The organism is Sodalis sp. dw_96, from assembly GCF_018449575.1.
Taxonomy (GTDB): domain Bacteria; phylum Pseudomonadota; class Gammaproteobacteria; order Enterobacterales; family Enterobacteriaceae; genus Acerihabitans.
The window spans coordinates 286899-308350 of record NZ_JAAVUT010000001.1; the positions used below are offsets into that span (position 1 = coordinate 286899).

The window sequence follows — 21452 nt, forward strand, 5'->3', positions numbered from 1 at the left end:
TTGTTTTTCAGGGGCTGCCGTCCGGTGATTTTCCCCTGGGTAAAAGGCGGCCGTGGGTTGCAAGGACTGATGTCATGAGTAAACCGGTATTAATTGTTATTGGCCACGGCATGGTGGGTCATCATTTCCTGGAACAACTGGTGGAGCAGGACCTGCACCGACGCTACCGGGTTGTGGTATTCGGCGAGGAGCGTTATCCGGCCTACGACCGGGTTCATTTGTCGGAATATTTTTCCGGACGCAGCGCGGAGTCCCTGTCGCTGGTGGAACCGGGATTTTTTGTCGACAACGGCATCGAATTGCGCAGCGCCCGGGAAATCACCCATATCCATCGGGCGCGCCGCTGCGTCGCCGATGCCCAGAGCAAGGAAACCGCCTATGATAAGCTGGTTATCGCCACCGGTTCATATGCATTTGTGCCCCCCATTGCCGGCAGCGAGCGCGAGGGCTGCCTGGTTTACCGTACCCTGGATGATTTGGACGCCATCGCCGCCCGGGCGCGCCGTTCGGAAATCGGCGTGGTGATCGGCGGCGGCCTGCTGGGACTGGAGGCCGCCAATGCCCTCAGGCAACTGGGACTGGAAACCCATGTGGTGGAATTTGCGCCGCGATTGATGGCGGTACAGCTGGACGAGGGCGGCGCGGGTATGTTGAAGCATAAGATTGAAGCGCTGGGCGTCCAGGTACATACCGGTAAGGATACCCGGGAAATCACGGTGGGAAATCACGGTCGCCTGCGGCTCTGTTTTGCCGGCGGCGACACATTGGATACCGACCTGGTGCTGTTTTCCGCCGGCATCCGGCCGCGGGATCAATTGGCCCGGGAGTGCGGCCTGCAAATCGGTGCGCGCGGCGGCATCGTGATCAACGACCAGACACTGACCTCCGATGGGGATATTTTCGCCATCGGCGAATGCGCGGTCTGGCAGGGGCGCAGTTTTGGCCTGGTGGCGCCGGGATACCAAATGGCACGCACAGCCGCCGCTATGCTGGCGCAACGGGACGCGGTTTTTCACGGTTCAGACATGAGCACCAAGCTTAAACTGCTGGGGGTGGAAGTGGCCTCGGTGGGGGACTCTCTGGCCGGTACGCCCGGCAGTCAATCCTATCAGTGGACCGACGGCCCCAGGGAAATTTACAAAAAGATCGTTGTTTCCGCCGACGGCAAGCATTTGCTGGGTGCGGTGCTGGTGGGGGACAGCGGCGATTACAATACTCTGCTGCAAATGGCGCTCAATCAGATGACGCTGCCGCCCCATCCGGAAAGTCTGATCCTGCCTGCGGGGGACGGCCAGGCCAACAAGGCCCTCGGCGTGGCGGCCTTGCCCGACCAGGCGCAGATTTGTTCCTGTCATAACGTCAGCAAAGGCGATATCTGCGCAGCGGTAAAAGACGGCTGCGTCGATCTCAATGCCGTCAAAGCCCGCGCCAAAGCCGGAACCGGCTGCGGCGGCTGCGTCCCCCTGGTGAAACAGATCATGGAATACCAGCTCACACAGTTGGGGGTGGAGGTGAAAAAGGACGTCTGCGAACACTTCCCCTATTCGCGGCAAGAGCTCTACCACCTGGTGCGGGTCAATAACATCCGAACCTTCGACGAGCTTATCAGCCGCCATGGCCGGGGCATCGGCTGTGAAATCTGCAAGCCGCTGGCGGGGTCGATTCTGGCATCCTGTTGGAACGACTATTTGCTGCAACCCGAGCATCTGCCGCTGCAGGATACCAACGATCGCTTCTTCGCCAATATTCAAAAAGACGGTACCTATTCGGTGATACCCCGCATACCGGCGGGGGAGATTACTCCCCGGGGGCTTATCGCCATCGGCCAGGTGGCGCAGCGTTACGACCTCTATACCAAAATGACCGGCGGGGAACGCATCGCCATGTTCGGCGCCCGCCTGGAGCAACTGCCCGACATTTGGCGGGAATTGGTGGATGCCGGCTTTGAAACCGGCCATGCCTATGGCAAATCCCTGCGTACGGTAAAATCCTGCGTCGGATCCACCTGGTGCCGGTTCGGCGTCCAGGATTCCACCGCACTGGCGCTTCGGCTGGAGAACCGCTACAAGGGGCTGCGCTCGCCGCACAAGTTTAAACTGGGCGTCTCCGGCTGTACCCGTGAGTGCGCCGAAGCGCAGGGCAAGGATATCGGCGTCATCGCCACCGACAAAGGCTGGAATCTCTATATCTGCGGCAACGGCGGCATGAAACCCCGCCATGGCGACCTGTTCGCCAGCGACCTGGACGCCGACCAGCTGATACGCACCGTCGATCGGGTGCTGATGTTTTATATCCGCACCGCCGGCCGGCTGCAACGCACCAGCACCTGGCTGGACAATCTGGAAGGTGGGGTAGATTACCTTAAAGAGGTTATCCTGCGGGACAGCTTGCAGCTGGTGGATGAACTGGACCGGGAAATGCAGCGGGTGGTTGACAGTTACCAATGCGAATGGCATACCACGCTCGAAAGCCCCGACCGGTTGCCGCTGTTTCGCGCGTTCCTCAACAGCGACAGCCCCGACGAAGCGGTGGTCATGGTGCCCGAACGGGGACAAATCCGCCCGGCCCGCATTGAAGAGAAACCCGCTGCGGATACCGCGCCGGTCGTACCGGCAACGTCTGTGGCCGGCGACGATCAATGGCATCCGGTAGGCAAACTGGCGGATATCCCCGCCAACGCCGGCATTGCCGTACGGGTGGCGCAGCGGCAGATTGCCCTGTTTTATCTGCCGCAATCCCGGCAGCAGGTCTACGCCCTCGACAACCTCGAGCCGGGCAGCGGCGCTAACGTGTTGTCCCGGGGCATTATCGGCGATATCGCCGGAGAACCGGTGGCCATCTCTCCGCTGTATAAAAAACGGTTTCGCCTGCGCGATGGCATCAGCCCCGACGATAGCGCCCTGCGGGTAAACGCCTGGCCGGTGAAAGTGGAACAGGGTCAGATCTGGGTTGGAAGCCAGCCCCTGGCCGCGGCGGATATCCCGGATGAGGAAATTGCCTGCTGACGGCGGCGGGCTGTTCATCCGGCCCGCTTTTTAAATCCTGAATAATTCGGGGAAAGATCTATTGCCGGATCGTGCCCATACAACTTTCTTAGCGAACTCCGCCACCGCCTTGTCTCACTGGATACTATGACGGCGTGGCGGGATCGGCGCTGAAAGAGTGGCTGAATGCATGATTAGTCGCCTGGTTCGTCAATTTTCAGCCGTTTTTTTGAACATAATTGACTTACCTGTAAGCTTAACCAACTTATATTGGCCTTAAAAATAGGCTGGGAAGGGTAATGGGGTACTGAGGTGTTATCCTCAAACTTCACATTGTCCATAAAATCGAAATGCAATGACTTTATGAACTTTTTGCTAAGGGGATTCCCGATTAAAATTAATTCCTGCACCTGAAGGAGTAACTTCCGGGGTAATTTTTCAATTTTATTATAACTCAGATCGATTTTTACCATCTGATCAGGGTAGGGTAAAGGCAAAGCGGTGAGCTTATTGTGGCTGGCATTGAGGATTTTCACAAAAGAGGGTAATATCGGCAGGCAGCGCAGGCTGAGATGGGATAAATCAAGTTCTTCCTGCCGATGGTTATAACAATTCATTATTCTGTCATAAGCGACTTGTCGGTTTCTTTTTTCCTCACCCCAGGCTTCTCTGGCCCAACCTGCCCATTCACCGTGATAATTAGGAACCCAGTCCAAGTTTCTCATCCTGGCATTGCCATCTGAAAAATCTTGCTTGGGACAACAGGTTAAATATTCCGCTAGTCGCATAATTAATGCTCTCCTAACTGGTTAAAGGATTTAATAAGCAGCATATCAGCGCTATGATAGAAAATCGTATCTGTTTTTATATTTAAGAAAAAATATATTGTCAGATTATCTTTTTACGATAAACCTGTACTCATCTTTTTAAAAATATCTCATGGGTGAGACACACAGAGAACGAGCGCATGCTTACCCACTCACAGATCTCTTTACATTATCATAAAAAATTAAAATCTATTTATTTTTTTCATGATAGGTTAAAGAAAATTTAATAATCTTGTCTGTCATATCATTCGGTTTAATGTAATATGACCTAATAAAATAATGATCACTCCCTCTCATTATAGCATATTCTTTTCTGAAATAATTTTCGGAAATAAGGTCTTGTCCATTTCCAATTATGTATTCATTATTTTTAAAATCATATAATTCTTTTGTTATTGGATCGCGAAAGCTGGTCCCAGTGATCATGGCTTCTTCGAGCTCTGACCCTCCGCCGGCAATGATTATCCCTGCTGTCTTATCTGCCGTCTTTGTTACTAAAGCTCCTTTAGTTACTTTAGCTTCATTCACTGGCGTAAACTTGGCAGGATATGAATTATAATAAATATGCAATAATTCATGGTAAAGGGCAATGGCGGGATCACGATTACGCCAGGGCTCCGCCTTTAGTGATTTACCGTCGCCGATGATGAAATTTCCCGGATCAAACGCGATGGCGCCGCCGGCACTGTTTTTGGCATAAAATATACCGTCCTTGACACGCTCTATGGCGCTCATGGTCGGGGGGTGTATGGTGAAGGCTTTTTCTCGCAAAGCCAGTAAAATTTTTTGTCCCAGCGCTGTCTGTTTGATGCCGTTTAATACATGTGTGACCAATGCAATAAAAAAGTCATTGCCCGAGATGGCGATTTTTGTCGCGGTTCTTGTCCCCTTCAGGACTAGATTATAGTGTAGAGTTTTTGGATTCACACCATAAAGCGGCATGGGTGTGGTGGATAACTCATCCAAGGCTGACGCGAATTTTTTAAAAATATTTTTTGACTCCGACGGTTGGAGATAATTGATGATTTTTTTACAAAATACAGGCGTTTCCATAAACAATTCTTCAATATCATCCACGTCAACTTTCGCATTGGTTTTCAACGGCAGTTTGATATTTTTCAGCCATGCTTCTTGAATAGCTGTTATCTCTGCCGTTGCAAGATTGACCTTTTCATCCCTGAACACACATTTTTTTATAAAATCCATCGCGAGCCGCTTCAACTGGTGTATCGAACCCGCTTCGTATTGCCGGTGTTCTTGGAAGGCCTTATTTATATGGTGAGCGCCTTTCAATACCCGGTTGTTCTCTATATCCTGTTTGGCCTTATCAAGTAATTTTTTTATATTACTCCGCTGTTTAAGAAAGGTGTTTTGCTGGCCATATTTTACCAGTTCTTGAGGTTGAACTGTTAGCTGTCTAAACAGCCCATCCTTGTAGTGTAAGGACAATGCATGTTGGTCATCCTGCGACCTGATTTCATAACAATTGACATAACCTTCCGACGGTGAAACGCCTATAAACCTTCCCTTGATGCGCAAATAGCTTTTTTGGTCTTTTGTCCACTGTAAGCCCCGGTCATCCGGAGCGGATAACATGTGTTCCGTGAAATGAGGGTCAATCATGTCGGTTCTGATAGCATCTAACAAGGACGGATCGATTTCTTCCGCGGTAGGCGTTTGCAATTGCCAGCGATCGTCATTGAACGACAGGGCATGTTGAATATCCGGTTTGCTTTCGTCGATCATGGCATACTTTATTCCATGCCCCTTGGTGCTCGACAGTTTAACGGCGGCCTTTTCGCCTTTTATTTCGATATAATGCCGGTATACCGGTTGCGAAAAGGCCGCGTCTTTGGCCACCAATTCATAAATAGGCACATGGCCATAATAGTCGGAATCAACGAACGGCTTTAGCACCCCTTCTTCGTTGGCGGCGAGCTTGATTTTGCATTGGTCAATAATGCTTGCGCTCGAGCGCGCCGGCGCGTCAGGCCATGCTCTCGCGCTCAAACCGGCGCCGGCCTCCGTGAATCGGACGGCCTCTTGGGCATGGCCCGCCGCCGCTCGTGCGACGGGCAGGGGAACGATCACCAACTCACCACGCTCAGGACCGTCAAGCGGCGATTTTTCCCTCCCGCCGTCAACAGTTTCCTTGCGGCCGGCTAACGGCACGTGGCTCTCAGGCACCTTCACCCCAGGTTTGGCTAACGATGCTTGGCTCTCAGGCAATATCTCCCCCGGCGGGCGGTGCGCCACCCGCTCGGCGGGACGGGCGATTTCCGCCGCCTCGAAAACGTGCTCGGATTTCATCATGTCTATTTCAGCCTTGCCGATCTTGACGCTGACGTCGGGCGAGGGGAGATCCGCAGAGAGCGGAGCGGTCATGTCTGACGTTTCCCGGTTTTTTAACATACTTCCGGGAGGAGCCGTTTTTTTTACCAAATAAGACCGCTTATCACTGACGAGAGACTGTTGCAGCGTCTTAGGCGGGACATTCCCGGGCGACATAACGGGTGCGTCAATGTGATTACGACGCATGCTTGTTAAGAGGTCGGCGATATCATTATTAACGGAGAGGGCAGGTTTATTAGCTGATGCCGTACGATGAATATCGCGCTCTTTAAACGGAGACAAAGCGGCAAAATCATCGTAGTGTGAGACGCTTTTAACGCCGACAGTTTTTACAATAGCGGCGGCACTACCGCCCGCCAACACGACACCGCCACCCGCGGCCTTGGCTCCAGCGCGTAACAGTACTGCACCCCCAGCGCCCGTTTCTGCGAGCGCTGCGCTGCCAGCGGCCGCGGCGCCCGTTTCTGCGAGCGCTGCGCTGCCAGCGACCGCGGCGCCCGTTTCTGCGAGCGCTGCGCTGCCAGCGACCGCGGCGCCTGTTTTTGCAAGCACTGCGCTTCCGCCGATCGCGGCGCCTGCTCCTGAAAGCACCGCGCTCCCGCCGATCACGGCAAGACTTGGTCCAGGTGCTATGATCTCTTCCAGTACGGGCCTCTCAGACACCTTACCGTCGGGGTCCTGCCTTTGGTCGTTAACCGGCGTTTCCAAGGATGCAGGCGCGGGGCGCTCATCAACAGCGGACAGTCGGACGGTATCCTCCTTCGCAGCCCGGCCAGATGAATCAAGCCCCGGACTCAGGTCTTGCCGTCCTGGCCGCTGTTCAATCGTGGGTATGTACGGCGGCGGCAGGGCCGGCACCGAAACAGGTTTCTTATAGACGGGGCGGGCGAATAAGCGCGGGCCAGGGTAATGAGGGTATTCGTCGTGCGGCACGGTAAAAAATTGGAATGAAATCTCATTGTGGTTTTTTTTCACTGTGGGCTGTTGAGGTTCCACTTCCGGCGGCAAAAGGGCCGGCGCCGGCGGACGATTTTTATAGATTGGCACCGCAAAAAAACGAGTGCCTTTATAAGCGGGATATTCGTTATCCGGCAAATACATTAAATTGAACGAAACCTCAGTATTATTTATCTTCGGCAAATGCGGGCGGGGATCGCTATTTCTGTGCCGAGGGTTGGAAGACGTGCCGGCGGTGATATCGGGCGGAGGAGAGGCTAAAGCAAGATTATCTGCCCCACGGCCGCCGGCATGGCCGATCCGCGAATTATTCACCGCCGGCGGGGCCAGCGTTTGCGTCGCATAAAGCCCGGCCATTGCTGCCTGGGTCACGCTTTGGATACGCAGTTTCGGCGCAGACGAATTTTCATAAGCAAGGGTGTTTGGGTCATTTATTTCTTGCGCCAGGTGGTAAAGCGCCCGGCCCTCGGTTCGGTATGCTTCTTCCGCGGCCCGGTCCTCCGCCGTCGGGAGATTGCGTGCCCAGGTGATTGGCAACATAAACAGGGAAAATACCGGTGAATAAATATGTCTGTCATTAATTCTTGAAAATATAAAGTGATTTTTGCCATAGTGACCGACCCCGGTGAAATTTAATTTCATAGATATTAAAAATCGAATGGAATTTTTCGTTTTAGAAACACGTATTTATATTGCTTATAATTTGTGTGATTAATATAGGGTTTTATAACGGACTAATAAAAATCTGAAGGATTAGGCAAAACAATAACAGAACATTTTCCCTCCCGGAAGGGAAAATTATTCTTATATTAATCCCATTCGGGAAAGCCAGACCGTTGAATGAGGTAAACTTCCGCGAGCGTGCTAATTCTTCCGGCCGACAAAGGACATTAATTGCGTGGACCAGACATTTGCATTGCCTTGCATGATGATATGACGAATTTACTCCGGAACGTGCCGCGAACCCGCTAAAGCATCCGGTTCTGCAATGCCCAGACCGCCGCCTCGACCCGGGACTTAAGGCTCATTTTCTTTAGCAGATGCTTCACATGTACTTTCACCGTGCTTTCGGTAATATCCAGCTTGCGGGCAATCAGCTTGTTCGACAGTCCGTGGGCCAGCAGTTTAAGTATATCCCTTTCCCGCGGGGTCAATGACTGGAGATCCCGCTCCGCGCCGGGGCGGTTTTCACGCAGCCCCGCCGCCAGCACCGGCATCAGCGCCGCGCTCAGCACCATCTTGCCCGCCGCCGCCTGTCGCAGAGACTCCAGCAAATCCTCCGGCTCCATATCCTTAAGCAAATACCCGTCGGCGCCGCGTTTTATGGCGGTAATCACGTCATCTTCGTGGTCGGACACGCTAAATACCACGATCCGTCCGGAAAGGGGAATACGGCGCATTTTATCCAGCGTATCCAGTCCGTTCAGTCCCGGCATATTCAGATCCAGCAGAATCAAATCAGGATCCCACTCCTCGGCCAGCCGCACGCCTTCTTCGCCATTGGTGGCTTCCGCCACCACTTTCAGACCGCCGTCCAGGCTGATTAATTGCCGGACCCCGCTGCGAAGCATCGGATGATCGTCAATCAATAAAATGGTGGCGGGCTCTACATCGCTCATGGGTGGCTCCTGTTGACCTGCTCTTCCGGCGCCTCTGTCGTCATCGGTTCCGGATAAACCACCACCCGGACTTCCGTGCCGCCGGCGGGACGGCGCATGGCCCTGCAATGACCCGGCAGCCCGGCGGCGCGATCCCGCATGATCATTAATCCGTAATGATGCGGTCGCTGCTGCTCATCCGGCAGGCCGCGTCCGTTATCGCAAATGCTCAGCACGGTCTCATCACCCTCCCTGCCCGCCGTAACGCTGACCCGGGTGGCATGCGCGTGTTTGAGGACATTATTCAGCGCTTCGCGGCTGATATGGATAAGATGAATCACCTGGTGCGGCGTAAAGGTGCCTGCGGGTAATTGATAATCGAAATCTATCCGAAACCCCAGCTTGGCCGAAAATTCATCCACCGCCTCCTTCAGCGCCGCCCGCAGACCCGGCTCGGTCATAGTCAGCCGGAACGTGGTCAGCAGTTCCCGCAGTTGCCGGTACGCGGTATTCATCTCCTCGCGCATCTGCTGCATCAACAGTTTATTTTCCGGCGCGGTATCCTGGCTTTGCATTTGCAGACAGCCGATTTGCAATTTCAAACAGGACAAAGACTGGGCGATGCTGTCATGCAATTCCGCGGCGATGGCGGTCCGTTCCGCCATCAGCAGCATCTGCTGACGATGCTCGGCCTGTCGCTCCAGCGCCAGCGTACTGGTGACTTGTTCAATCAGCGTAGCCATCAAACGCTGCTGGGCAGTGTCCAGGGGCTGCCGTACCGGATGCCGCGCCAGCACCAGGCCGTAATTGCCCAGTTTATCCCGCAGGCTCCAGCTCAGGGGCTGCAAATCCTCATCCCCCGCCGGACCGGCGGGGGAATGCGCGATCTCAGCCATCGGCGCGTGGTCGTCCGCAGTCGGCTCCGCCGGTCGGTCTTTAAAGGACTTAATCGCCGCTGCCTGGCCGTTTGCGGACGGTTCGGCGGACAGCGCGGGATCGCCCAATCGATCCACGCCGTCGCTTTCGTAAAGCCTGATTTGGATTTCCCGCAGCGGCGTGAAGGCCTGCAATTCCTCCAGCACCGGCAGCAGGCGCCGGCTTAACGGCTGGTTATTATGCAATTGCCGGCTGGTGCGATAGAGATAGTCCAGCACCCGGTTTTTTTGCTGTAAATCGGCGGTTTTTTGTGAAACCCGCTGCTCAAGTTCAGCATACATTTGCGACAGGGATTGTGACATGCTGTTCAATGTCAGGCCGAGCAGGTCCATTTCATGATGACCACGGCTCCCTGAGCCGGATGGCAGCGGATAGCGCTGGCTGAAATCCCCGGCGGCCACGGCGTTGGCCTGCCGCAGCAGCCGTCGCCAGGGTCGCAGCAGGCGCAGGCGCAGGTAAACAATCGTCCCCAGCAGTACTAGCAGGGATAAAACGATCTCCACCTTCTGCACCTGCGCCACCAGCATCAGCCGGTGCTCGGTTTTTTGATCGATGGCTGAAACCAGCGCATCCAGCTGACGTACAAACTCCCCCACCTCGCCGGCGGCATCCTGTGGACGTTGGGCCTGCAATAACCGCGGTTTCAGCCGGGTCAGCCAGTAATCATGCATCGCAAGATACCGGCCCGCCAAATGCTCACGCTGAACCAACTGCTGCAAGTCATCGCTTGATTGATCCCGCTCCAGTTCCGACAGCAACGGGGCGCTGTCTTCGCCAAGAGGCACCCGCGACAGCAGCCGGTAGCTTTGCATGCGCAGCGAGCCGGCCTTGTTGATGGCATGGGCGTTACCCTGCATGCTGTGCGCCATCCACAACGAGAGGCTCATGCCGCCGATACCGAGCACGCTCAGCGTCAGCATGAGCAGCGTCACCTGGCGAACGATGGAGAGCGGGGCGGAAACCTGTTTACTCATGAAGGGGCATACCTTATCAGCAGGGCTTCTGTTTGGTTACACAGGGCAGACGCTATCAACCCTATATCACAGGGCATATCTATCATCCAACGTACATTCTTTCCCATCGCAGGGGATTACCCTATACCCCTTATGGAGTACTCCTAAATAGCCAAAGCGAGGGGATTGATAACCATACAAATTATATATGTTTATAGTGCTTTGAATCTAAATATCTTTTTCAAAACGCCGCATACTTATAAAGGATATGGGCGCCTCATGTGTCGTTTTAATGACAACCGTTAGCTTGATTTACATCAATTCCGGTCGGGGAAAGGTTGCCTAGGGTAGCGAGCAATAACTCTACTCTTCTTAGCCTGAGCGAGGCCCGTCATGAACCCTCTCACACGAACCATCAGCGCTCCCCGCGGATCCGTCATCGAAGAATGGCAGCCGGAGCAGCCGGAATTCTGGCGCGCCGATGGACAGCCTATTGCCCGGCGCAACCTGTGGATTTCAATTTATTGCCTGCTATTGGCGTTTTGCGTCTGGATGCTGTTCAGCGCGGTGGCGGTAAACCTGAACAAAGTCGGTTTCCATTTTACCACCGACCAGCTGTTCTTGCTTACCGCCCTGCCAGCGGCGTCGGGAGCTATCCTGCGGGTGCCGTACTCTTTTATGGTGCCGCTGATGGGCGGGCGCCGCTGGACGGCCATCAGCACCCTGTTCATGGTGATCCCCTGCCTGTGGCTGGGGGTGGCGGTACAGGATCCGCACACGCCGTTCGGCGTCTTCGTCACCATCTCCCTGCTGTGCGGTTTCGCCGGCGCCAATTTCGCCTCCAGCATGGCCAATATCAGTTTTTTCTTTCCGAAAGCCATGCAGGGCAGCGCGCTGGGGCTGAACGGCGGCATGGGTAATCTGGGGGTCAGCGTCATGCAATTGGTGGCTCCGCTGGCCATCTCCTGGTCGATGTTCTCCTTCTTCGGCGGCAGCGGCCAGCTACAGGCGGACGGCAGCCGGTTATGGCTGGAAAACGCCGCCTGGGTCTGGGTGCCGCTGCTGCTTATCGCCACGCTGGCGGCCTGGTTCGGCATGAACGATCTCGCCACCGCCAGGGCGTCTCTGGGCCGTCAGCTCCTGGTGCTTAAACGCGGACATATGTGGATACTCAGCCTGCTCTACCTGGCCACCTTCGGTTCCTTTATCGGCTTCTCGGCGGGGTTCGCCATGCTGGCGAAAACGCAGTTCCCGGCCATGCAAATCCTGCATTACGCCTTTTTCGGCCCGTTTGTCGGCGCGCTGGCGCGTTCCGCCGGCGGTGCGCTGTCGGACCGGCTCGGCGGCATCCGGGTGACGCTGGGGAATTTCATCCTGATGGCGGTCTTTGTCGCCCTGCTGTTCCTCACGCTCCCCAGCCAGGGGCAAGGCGGCTCCTTCGTGGGGTTTCTCGGCGTATTCCTGCTGCTGTTCCTAACCGCCGGGCTGGGCAGCGGTTCCACTTTCCAAATGATTACGGTGATTTTGCGGCGGCTGGCGGTGTCACGAGTGCTGGCCCAGGGCGGCAGCGGCGAGGAAGCACAGCGGGAGGCGGCCACCGAATCCGCCGCCGCGCTGGGGTTTATTTCCGCCATCGGCGCGGCGGGGGGCTTTTTTATTCCCCAGGCCTTCGGCATGTCGCTGGCGCTCACCGGTTCCCCGGCCGGGGCGATGAAGCTGTTCCTGGTGTTTTACGTGGTATGCGTCCTGATCACCTGGTTTGTCTACGGCCGCAATATCAATCACGGCCTAGCCACCAAAAAACCGCGCCCATAGTAACCGGATGCGGTTTCGGAATGATGGCTAACATACTCGGGGTCAATAAAGGAGGGACAGGATGATAGAAGAGTAAACCGTCCGCGCCAGGACGGCGCGGATCGAGCCCACAGGGATGTGTTCACGGCCGGATTTACCGCATTGCTGCGATCTAGCATCCTGTTCCGCCCGGGCACTTTGTAAACGCTCTTAAACCGCGGCGGCACTCTAACTTCAACCTGGAGACATCCGGATGAGCAAATTTCTCGACAGGTTCCGCTATTTCAGCCAGCTGGACAAGCCATTCGCCGACGGACACGGCCAGACGCTGAATACCAACCGCGATTGGGAAGACGGCTACCGCAGCCGCTGGCAGCACGACAAAATCGTGCGGTCCACCCATGGCGTGAACTGTACCGGCTCATGCAGCTGGAAAATTTATGTCAAAAACGGCCTGGTGACCTGGGAAACCCAGCAAACGGATTACCCCCGCACCCGGCCGGATATGCCGAACCATGAGCCGCGCGGATGCCCGCGCGGCGCCAGCTACTCCTGGTATCTTTACAGCGCCAACCGGCTCAAGTACCCCCAGATACGCAAGCTGTTGCTGTTTTTATGGCGCGAGGCCCGGGCGGAACATGAAGATCCGGTTGATGCCTGGGCGGCCATTATGTCCAACACCGCCGCCGTCCGGCGCTACAAACAGGCGCGCGGGCGAGGCGGTTTTGTCCGCACCTCCTGGACGGAAGCCAACGAGCTGATTGCCGCCGCCAATGTCTATACCGCGAAAACTTACGGTCCGGATCGCATCATCGGCTTTTCCCCCATCCCGGCGATGTCGATGGTGTCCTACGCCGCGGGCACCCGCTATCTGTCGTTAATCGGCGGCGTTTGCCTGAGCTTTTATGACTGGTATTGCGATTTGCCCCCCGCCTCGCCCATGACCTGGGGCGAACAGACCGACGTACCGGAGGCGGCGGATTGGTACAACTCCTCCTATATCATCGCCTGGGGCTCCAACGTGCCGCAGACCCGGACGCCGGACGCCCATTTTTTCACCGAGGTTCGCTACAAGGGCACCAAAACCGTCGCCGTGACCCCCGATTACTCCGAGGTCGCCAAGCTGTGCGATCTGTGGCTGCATCCCAAGCAGGGCACGGACAGCGCGCTGGCGCTGGCCATGGGCCATGTGATCCTGCAAGAGTTTTATATCAATCGCCAGAGCGCATATTTCCTGGATTATGTTCGCCGCTATACGGATATGCCGATGCTGGTGCTGCTGGAGCCGCGGGACGGCTATTATGCCGCCGGCCGCCTGCTGCGGGCCGCCGATCTGGTGGAGGGATTGGGGCAAAGCAATAACCCGCAGTGGAAAACCGTGGCTATTGATGCCGAAAGCGGCGAGCTGACGGTGCCGCTGGGTTCCATCGGTTTTCGCTGGGGCGAAAAGGGCAAGTGGAACCTTGAACAGCGCGACGGCGGCAATGGGCGGGCCATCACGCTGCAGCTGAGCCTGATGGAGGGTCGTGATCGGGTAGTAGAGGTAGGTTTTCCCTATTTCGGCGGCATAGAGGGGGAACATCTTAACGCCGTGCCATTGGACAATATCCTGCGGCATAAGCTGCCGGTGAAATCCCTGATGCTGGCGGACGGCAGTCAGGCGCTGGTGACCAGCGTCTACGACCTGACCCTGGCCAACTACGGCATTGAGCGCGGCCTGGGGGATGAAAACTGCGCCGGCGATTACGATCAAATCAAGGCTTACAGCCCGGCCTGGGGAGAAAAGGTCAGCGGCGTTTCCCGGCAGAATATCATCCGCGTGGCGCGGGAATTCGCCGATAACGCCGACAAAACCCATGGGCGCTCCATGATTATCCTCGGCGCCGGCATCAACCACTGGTACCACATGGATATGAGCTACCGCGGCCTGATCAACATGCTGGTCTTCTGCGGCTGTATCGGACAAAGCGGTGGCGGCTGGGCGCACTACGTCGGCCAGGAAAAGCTGCGGCCGCAAACCGGCTGGCTTCCGCTGGCCTTCGGCCTGGACTGGCAGCGGCCGCCCCGGCAAATGAACAGCACATCGTTTTTTTATAACCACTCCAGCCAATGGCGTTATGAAACCTTGTCGCCCCAGGAACTATTGTCGCCCCTGGCGGATAAATCCCGCTTCACCGGCAGCCTGATCGATTTTAACGTTCGCGCCGAACGCATGGGCTGGCTGCCTTCCGCGCCGCAGCTCAATACCAACCCGCTGTCCATTGCCGATTGTGCCCACGCAGCCGGGCTGACGCCGCAGGAGTACATGGTAAAGGCGCTGCAGGACGGCTCCTTGCGCTTTGCCGCCGAGCAGCCGGACGAACCGCGGAATTTTCCCCGCAATCTGTTTGTCTGGCGCTCCAATTTGCTCGGCTCGTCCGGCAAAGGCCATGAGTATATGTTGAAATACCTGCTGGGCACCGAACACGGTATCCAGGGTCAGGATCTGGGCCGCCAGGGCGGCGTGATGCCGGAAGAGGTGGAGTGGCGCGAGCAGGGGGGCGAGGGCAAGCTTGATCTGGTGGTAACACTGGATTTCCGCATGTCCAGCACCTGTCTTTATTCCGACATCGTGCTGCCCACCGCCACCTGGTATGAAAAGGACGATCTGAATACGTCCGATATGCACCCCTTTATCCACCCGTTTTCGGCGGCGGTGGATCCGGCCTGGGAATCGAAAAGCGACTGGGAAATCTATAAAGGCATCGCCAAGGCGTTTTCACAGGTTTGCCGGGGGCATCTGGGGGTGGAAACCGATGTGGTGACCCTCCCCATCCAGCATGATTCTCCGGCTGAACTGGCGCAACCTTTCGGCGTGGAGGACTGGAAAAAGGGCGAATGTCCGTTAATCCCGGGCAAGACCGCGCCGCATTTCATGGTGGTGGAACGGGACTATCCAAACACCTACGAACGCTTCACTTCCCTCGGTCCGCTGCTGGATAAGCTCGGCAACGGCGGTAAAGGCATCAACTGGGATACCCAGGCCGAGGTGGATTTCCTCAGAAAACTGAATCGCGCCAAACTCGACGGCGCCGCCGTCGGGCGTCCCAATATTGATACCGCCATAGACGCCGCCGAAGTGATTTTATCCCTGGCGCCGGAAACCAACGGCCAGGTGGCGGTTAAGGCTTGGACCTCTCTGGGGGTGACCACCGGCCGTGATCACCGTCATCTGGCCCTCAACAAGGAAGACGAAAAAATCCGTTTCCGTGATTTGCAGGCGCAGCCGCGCAAAATAATCTCCAGCCCTATCTGGTCCGGCCTGGAAGATGAGCATGTGTCCTACACCGCCGGTTATACCAATGTGCACGAACTGATTCCCTGGCGCACCCTGTCGGGCCGGCAGCAGCTGTATCAGGATCATGCGTGGATGCGCGCCTTCGGCGAAAGTCTGCTGGTCTATCGCCCGCCCATCGACACCCGTGCCGCACTGCCGTTGCTGAACATGAAACCCAACGGTAATCCGGAGAAAGCGCTGAACTTTCTCACGCCGCACCAGAAATGGGGTATCCACTCCACCTACAGCGACAATCTGCTGATGCTGACCCTGTCCCGGGGCGGCCCGATCCTTTGGATAAGCGAAGACGACGCGCGGGAGCTGGGCATCGCCGATAACGACTGGGTGGAGGCGTTCAACGCCAACGGCGCCCTCAGCGCCCGGGCGGTGGTGAGCCAGCGCATTCCCGCCGGCATGATCATGATGTATCACGCCCAGGAGCGGATCATGAATCTCCCCGGTTCGGAAATCACCGGCCAGCGCGGCGGCATTCACAACTCGGTGACCCGGGTCTGTCCTAAACCCACCCATATGATCGGCGGATACGCCCAGCTCGCCTACGGCTTCAACTACTACGGCACCGTCGGCTCCAACCGCGATGAATTCGTGGTGATCCGCAGAATGGACCGTATCGACTGGCTGGACGGCGAAGGCAATGATGACGCCCAGGGCAATGCGGCGGCGGGAACTTCACATTATACGGCGAGGGTAAAATGAACATTCGCTCTCAAGTGGGCATGGTGCTCAATCTCGATAAATGCATCGGCTGCCACACCTGCTCGGTGACCTGCAAAAACGTCTGGACCAGCCGTGAAGGCATGGAGTACGCCTGGTTCAATAACGTCGAGAGCAAGCCGGGTATCGGTTATCCCCATGCCTGGGAAGATCAGGAAAAATGGCAGGGGGGCTGGATCCGCACCATCAAAGGCCGGCTACAGCCGCGCATGGGCAGCCGGGTCGGTTTGTTGTCGAACATTTTCGCCAATCCCCATATGCCGGAAATCGATGATTATTACGAGCCGTTTGATTACGACTACCAAAACCTGCATAACGCGCCCCAGGGCAAACATCAGCCGGTGGCTCGGCCCCGATCGCTGCTGACCGGCCGGCGGATGAAAAAAATCGTCGGCAGCGCCAACTGGGAAGATATTCTCGGCGGCGAATTCGAGCAGCGCGCCCGGGACCGCAATTTTGATCATATTCAAAAAGCCATGTACGGCGAGTATGAAAACACGTTCATGATGTATCTGCCGCGCCTGTGCGAGCACTGCCTTAACCCCGCCTGCGTGGCCACCTGCCCGAGCGGTGCTATATACAAGCGCGGCGAAGACGGCATTGTGCTTATAGACCAGGACAAATGCCGCGGGTGGCGCATGTGCCTTACCGGCTGTCCTTACAAAAAGATTTATTTCAACTGGAAAAGCGGCAAGTCGGAAAAATGCATTTTCTGCTATCCGCGTATCGAAGCGGGACAGCCTACCGTCTGCTCTGAGACCTGCGTCGGGCGCATCCGCTATCTGGGCGTATTGCTCTATGACGCCGATCGTATCGAACAGGCGGCGTTGGCGCGAGACGAGCAGCATCTCTACCAGAGCCAGCTGGATATTTTCCTCGACCCCAACGATCCACAGGTCATCGCCCAGGCGCTGCGGGACGGCATACCCCAGGGGGTGATCGACGCGGCCCGTCAGTCCCCGGTCTATAAACTGGCGGTGGACTGGAAGTTGGCGCTGCCGTTGCATCCGGAATACCGAACGCTGCCGATGGTGTGGTATGTCCCGCCGCTGTCTCCCATCCAATCCGCCGCCGACGGCGGCTATGTGTCGCAAAACGGCGTGCTGCCGGACGTGGAAAGCCTGCGTATTCCCCTGCAATACCTGGCCAATATGCTCACCGCCGGCGATACCGCGCCGGTATTGCTGGCCTTAAAGCGTCTGCTTGCCATGCGCCATTACAAACGCGCTGAAACGGTGGAGGGCGTGACGGACACCCGCGCCCTGGAGGAAGTGGGCTTAACCGAGGCCCAAGCACGGGAAATGTACCGCTACCTGGCCATCGCCAACTACGAGGATCGTTTTGTGGTGCCCTCCAGCCATCGGGAGCTGGCGCGGGAAGCCTTCCCAGAAACCCGTGGCTGCGGTTTCAGCTTCGGCGACGGCTGCCGCGGCAGCGACAGCCGGTTCAATTTGTTTGATGCCCGGCGTATCGACGCCATCGATATCAGCGGCAAAACGGCCCGGGGAGGCCCCCATGATTAGCCTGAAAATCATTGGCATATTATTGGATTATCCCCGGCAGGATGTCCGGGATAACCTGGATGAACTGATCTCGGCGGTTCAGGGTGCCGATGAGCTTGCCCCTGATCAAAACGCACTGCTGGTGGATTTTATTCAGGGACATTGCGCCGGGCCGCTGTTGGACGCGCAGGAAATCTATTGCGGATTGTTCGACAAGGGCCGCGCCATGTCGCTGCTGTTATTCGAGCATGTGCACGGGGAATCCCGCGATCGCGGCCAGGCCATGGTGGATTTGCTGCGGCAATATCAAGACGCCGGTTTGCAGCTACGCAGCCGCGAGCTGCCGGATTTCTTGCCGCTGTATCTGGAATACCTTTCGCTAAGCCCGGCGGAAGACGCCCGGGAAGGTCTGCGGGATATCGCGCCGATCCTGGCTCTGCTGGGGGCGCGGCTGCGGCAGCGCGAGACCCGGTATGCCGAGCTGTTTGATCTTTTGCTTTACCTGAGCGGTAGCGAATTGCGCAGCACCACCCTGCGGGAGCAGGTCACCGGCGAGGCGCGGGACGACACCCCGGCGGCGCTGGACGCGGTGTGGGCAGAGGAGCAGGTCACGTTCCTGGGCGGGGAAGGCTGTGGCACGGCGGAGCAGACCCGGCATCAACGGAGGTTCGCCGGCGCGGTGGTGCCGCAATATCTTGATATCGGACAGGTCCCGGCGCGGCCGTCCGCCGATGATGTCGCCGCCGATGCGGCCCGGCAATCCTCATTAAACGATCCCGCTGAGGCGTTACAGCAATCTGCGGCAAGTAAAATCGCTGATGCGCGGCCGTCTCCCGCCCGGCACAGAGGACAATAACGATGTTATTTCTCAACGCGTTTTTTTTCGATATCTATCCCTACATCGCCGGCGCGGTGTTCCTCATCGGCAGTTGGCTGCGCTATGACTACGGGCAATACAGCTGGCGAGCCGGTTCAAGCCAGATACTGGACAAAAAAGGGATGCGCCTGGCGTCCAATCTGTTCCATATCGGCATTCTCGGTATCTTTTTCGGCCATTTGTTCGGCTTGCTGACGCCCCATTGGGTCTACGAGCCGTTTTTGTCCGTGGCGCTAAAACAAAAGCTGGCCATGGGGGCCGGGGGAATCTGCGGCTTATTGACACTGGCGGGGGGCGGACTGCTGTTAAAACGCCGGTTATTGAACCCGCGGGTGCGGGCAAACTCCAGCTTCGGGGATATCATGATTCTTACCTTGCTGGTGGCGCAGGTCTGCCTTGGCCTGCTGACCATTCCGTTTTCCGCCCGTCACCCGGACGGCAGCGAGATGATGAAACTGGTGGGCTGGGCGCAAGCGGTGGTAACGTTTCATACCGGCGCCTCGGCGCACCTGGAGGGCGTGGCGTTTATCTACCGCCTGCATCTGGTTCTGGGCATGACGCTGTTCCTGCTGTTCCCCTTCTGCCGGCTGGTGCATATCTGGAGCGCGCCGGTGGAGTATTTGACCCGGCGTTATCAACTGGTGCGGAACCGGCATTAAATGGAGTGGTCTAGAACTGGCTTGTTCAAAGAATTGTTCTGCCATTGTTTTGAGCTTGAGGCCACTCAGTAAAATGGCACGTCCCATTAGCGCGCGTTTCAGACAGATTTATAACAAAATACCAGCGATTTATCGCCGACGAGCTGTGTCCGCGTTTTTTCAAAGTCATTTGGCAGTACCATAAACTCTTTAAACTTAGGCCTCTAAATTTGCAAACGCTCTCCCTTTTCCGTCACTACACCATTATAGTGTAATGCTCTAACAAAAAAAATTATAGAAGCTACATCATGATGCTTAGTATATTGAATACGACGCATTTAGGGGATACCTACTTTAATGAGTTGTATGAAAATTTATTTTTAATTTATAATTATGAAAAACGTTCTTCATACAATCGATATTTGTTAGGGTTGTTTTTCTCCTTGCTGATATCGAAATGAGTTGGTAGTATCTTCGCTAGAACAATCGTTTAATTTTACAAGGTGTTTTTTTATCTGTCAATAATATTCAGCATAGGTATGTTTATTATAAAAAATAATTAAGGTTTAATTTTTTTAGCATGATGTCAAATAAGGATTTTTTTAAAAATAAAAATTCTTAAATGTATAATATCAATAATTTGAATAAATGGCTCATTATTGGTAAAGAATATATTTTTTTGTTTTTAAAAAATTATCTTCCGAAATGATAGGGACATTAAGACGCTTTGTGCAAAATCCGTCATGGATTTTTAAATACGCTCTTATTTCATATAAGGATATTTTATGAATTTTATAAACGTAATCAAACCAACTCATATATGTAATTTGGCATGCACATATTGTTATAATGAAGATGTTCGTAAGCCAATTATGTCAAAACAAACTTTGCAAAAGCTAATTTATGAGAACTTCAGTTATGTACGTAAAATGGGTGCATTCACAGGTATCGAGTTCATTTGGCATGGCGGTGAACCTTTCATCGCAGGCATAGACTTTTACGAGGCTGCTGTGCAATTCCAAAATGAATATGCACAAGGTCTACATTATATTAATACTATACAGACCAATGCAACTTTATTCAATAATAGATGGTTAGATTTCATAATAAAAAATAATTTTGCTGTCAGTGTGTCTATTGATGGCCCAAAGGACATCCATGATGAGAATAGGATAGATCATAAAGGCCGAGGCAGTTTCGAACGCGTTATGGCTGGAATAAAAAAGTTGCGCGAGGCAAATATTAGTTTTGGCAGCGTGCTGGTCGTAAACAAGAAAAATAAAAAATATATCGACGAAATATACGATTTCCTTCTGAGTGAAAAGATTGCTTTCAACATAATACCATTAACTAAATCGGGTAGTGCTGCTACATCATTTGATAATTTAGGATTGGATGCGGAAGAATATGCAGACCCTTGGATAAAGTTATATGATCGTTGGTTTGAAGCTGCAGGCGAGAATTATATCTATATATCAGATTTTGTCAGAAAAACTCAAGCTATCATGGCCGGTAGAGCTGCAGACTGTATTGGTATGTCTCAGTGTGGTAATGCTAATTGCTCAACGGATCCACTCGGGGATATTTATCCTTGCGCTAGCCTATCAGGACATTCAGATCTTAAATTCGGTAATATAAATGATCATTCGCTTTTTGATATCATGAATTTCAATAGTGCCAAAGCGTGGCGAACTCGTAAAGTAGACAAGAATTGTAGCGTATGCAAATGGCAGCATGTATGTCATGGAGGATGTCAGTCAAGGTCTTACAATTTCTTTTCGGGTAATTACAACGTGAGGGATTATTATTGCCCAAGTTTATACAAAACTTACGAGCACATTGAACAGAAACTTCTGACCAAGGGTATAAAAGCAAGGGCTCCTTTCATTGATCATATGAACGACGGTCTGGGAGATACAGCGGCTTTTTTAAATATTCAACGAGATGAAGCTAATAAAATCGATATTACTGCTATTTAAAGGA

Annotated in this window: 9 protein-coding genes and 2 pseudogenes; 7 read left to right on the forward strand and 4 right to left on the reverse strand. The window is 54.7% G+C overall.

What is annotated here, in order from left to right; genetic code table 11:
* Positions 1 to 71: 71 nt before the first annotated feature.
* A pseudogene (nirB, locus tag HB631_RS01260) lies at positions 72 to 3005 on the forward strand (nitrite reductase large subunit NirB); the annotation flags it as partial.
* Positions 3006 to 3178: 173 nt separating this feature from the next.
* Here the strand turns inward: nirB and HB631_RS01265 are convergent.
* The 4 genes from HB631_RS01265 to narX form a co-directional block, all read right to left on the reverse strand.
* On the reverse strand, positions 3179 to 3772 hold the full coding sequence (locus HB631_RS01265; RefSeq protein ID WP_213989341.1) for a hypothetical protein: 594 nt from the start codon (positions 3770 to 3772) through the stop codon (positions 3179 to 3181).
* 228 nt (positions 3773 to 4000) lie between these two features.
* The gene (locus HB631_RS01270) at positions 4001 to 7762 is read right to left on the reverse strand and encodes a hypothetical protein (protein WP_213989342.1); all 3762 of its coding nucleotides are present in this window, start codon (positions 7760 to 7762) and stop codon (positions 4001 to 4003) included.
* 326 nt (positions 7763 to 8088) lie between these two features.
* Positions 8089 to 8739 carry a two-component system response regulator NarL gene (narL, locus tag HB631_RS01275; RefSeq protein WP_213989343.1) on the reverse strand — a complete coding sequence of 217 codons (651 nt, stop codon included), beginning with the start codon at positions 8737 to 8739 and terminating at the stop codon, positions 8089 to 8091.
* The gene (gene narX, locus HB631_RS01280; RefSeq protein ID WP_213989344.1) at positions 8736 to 10628 is read right to left on the reverse strand and encodes a nitrate/nitrite two-component system sensor histidine kinase NarX; all 1893 of its coding nucleotides are present in this window, start codon (positions 10626 to 10628) and stop codon (positions 8736 to 8738) included. The genes narL and narX overlap by 4 nt, the downstream gene beginning before the upstream one ends.
* Positions 10629 to 11000: 372 nt before the next feature.
* Between narX and HB631_RS01285 the strand changes: the two genes are divergently transcribed.
* The 6 genes and pseudogenes from HB631_RS01285 (at position 11001) to dynA (ending at position 21448) form a co-directional block, all read left to right on the forward strand.
* Complete coding sequence (locus HB631_RS01285) at positions 11001 to 12422, forward strand: NarK family nitrate/nitrite MFS transporter (protein WP_213989345.1); 1422 nt, start codon at positions 11001 to 11003, stop codon at positions 12420 to 12422.
* 232 nt (positions 12423 to 12654) lie between these two features.
* Complete coding sequence (locus HB631_RS01290; RefSeq protein WP_213989346.1) at positions 12655 to 16434, forward strand: nitrate reductase subunit alpha; 3780 nt, start codon at positions 12655 to 12657, stop codon at positions 16432 to 16434.
* Positions 16431 to 17975, forward strand: a complete 1545-nt coding sequence (gene narH, locus HB631_RS01295) for a nitrate reductase subunit beta (protein WP_213989347.1) — start codon at positions 16431 to 16433, stop codon at positions 17973 to 17975. The genes HB631_RS01290 and narH overlap by 4 nt, the downstream gene beginning before the upstream one ends.
* Positions 17968 to 18657: pseudogene (gene narJ / locus HB631_RS01300) on the forward strand (nitrate reductase molybdenum cofactor assembly chaperone); the annotation flags it as partial. The gene narH and the pseudogene narJ, both read left to right, overlap by 8 nt.
* A gap of 155 nt (positions 18658 to 18812) precedes the next feature.
* Positions 18813 to 19490: a respiratory nitrate reductase subunit gamma gene (gene narI, locus HB631_RS01305; RefSeq protein ID WP_213989349.1), complete on the forward strand. Its 678-nt coding sequence runs from the start codon at positions 18813 to 18815 to the stop codon at positions 19488 to 19490.
* Positions 19491 to 20254: 764 nt separating this feature from the next.
* Entirely contained in the window at positions 20255 to 21448 is a 1194-nt protein-coding gene (gene dynA / locus HB631_RS01310) for a dynobactin maturation radical SAM/SPASM protein DynA (protein WP_213989350.1), read from the forward strand.
* Positions 21449 to 21452: the final 4 nt, after the last annotated feature.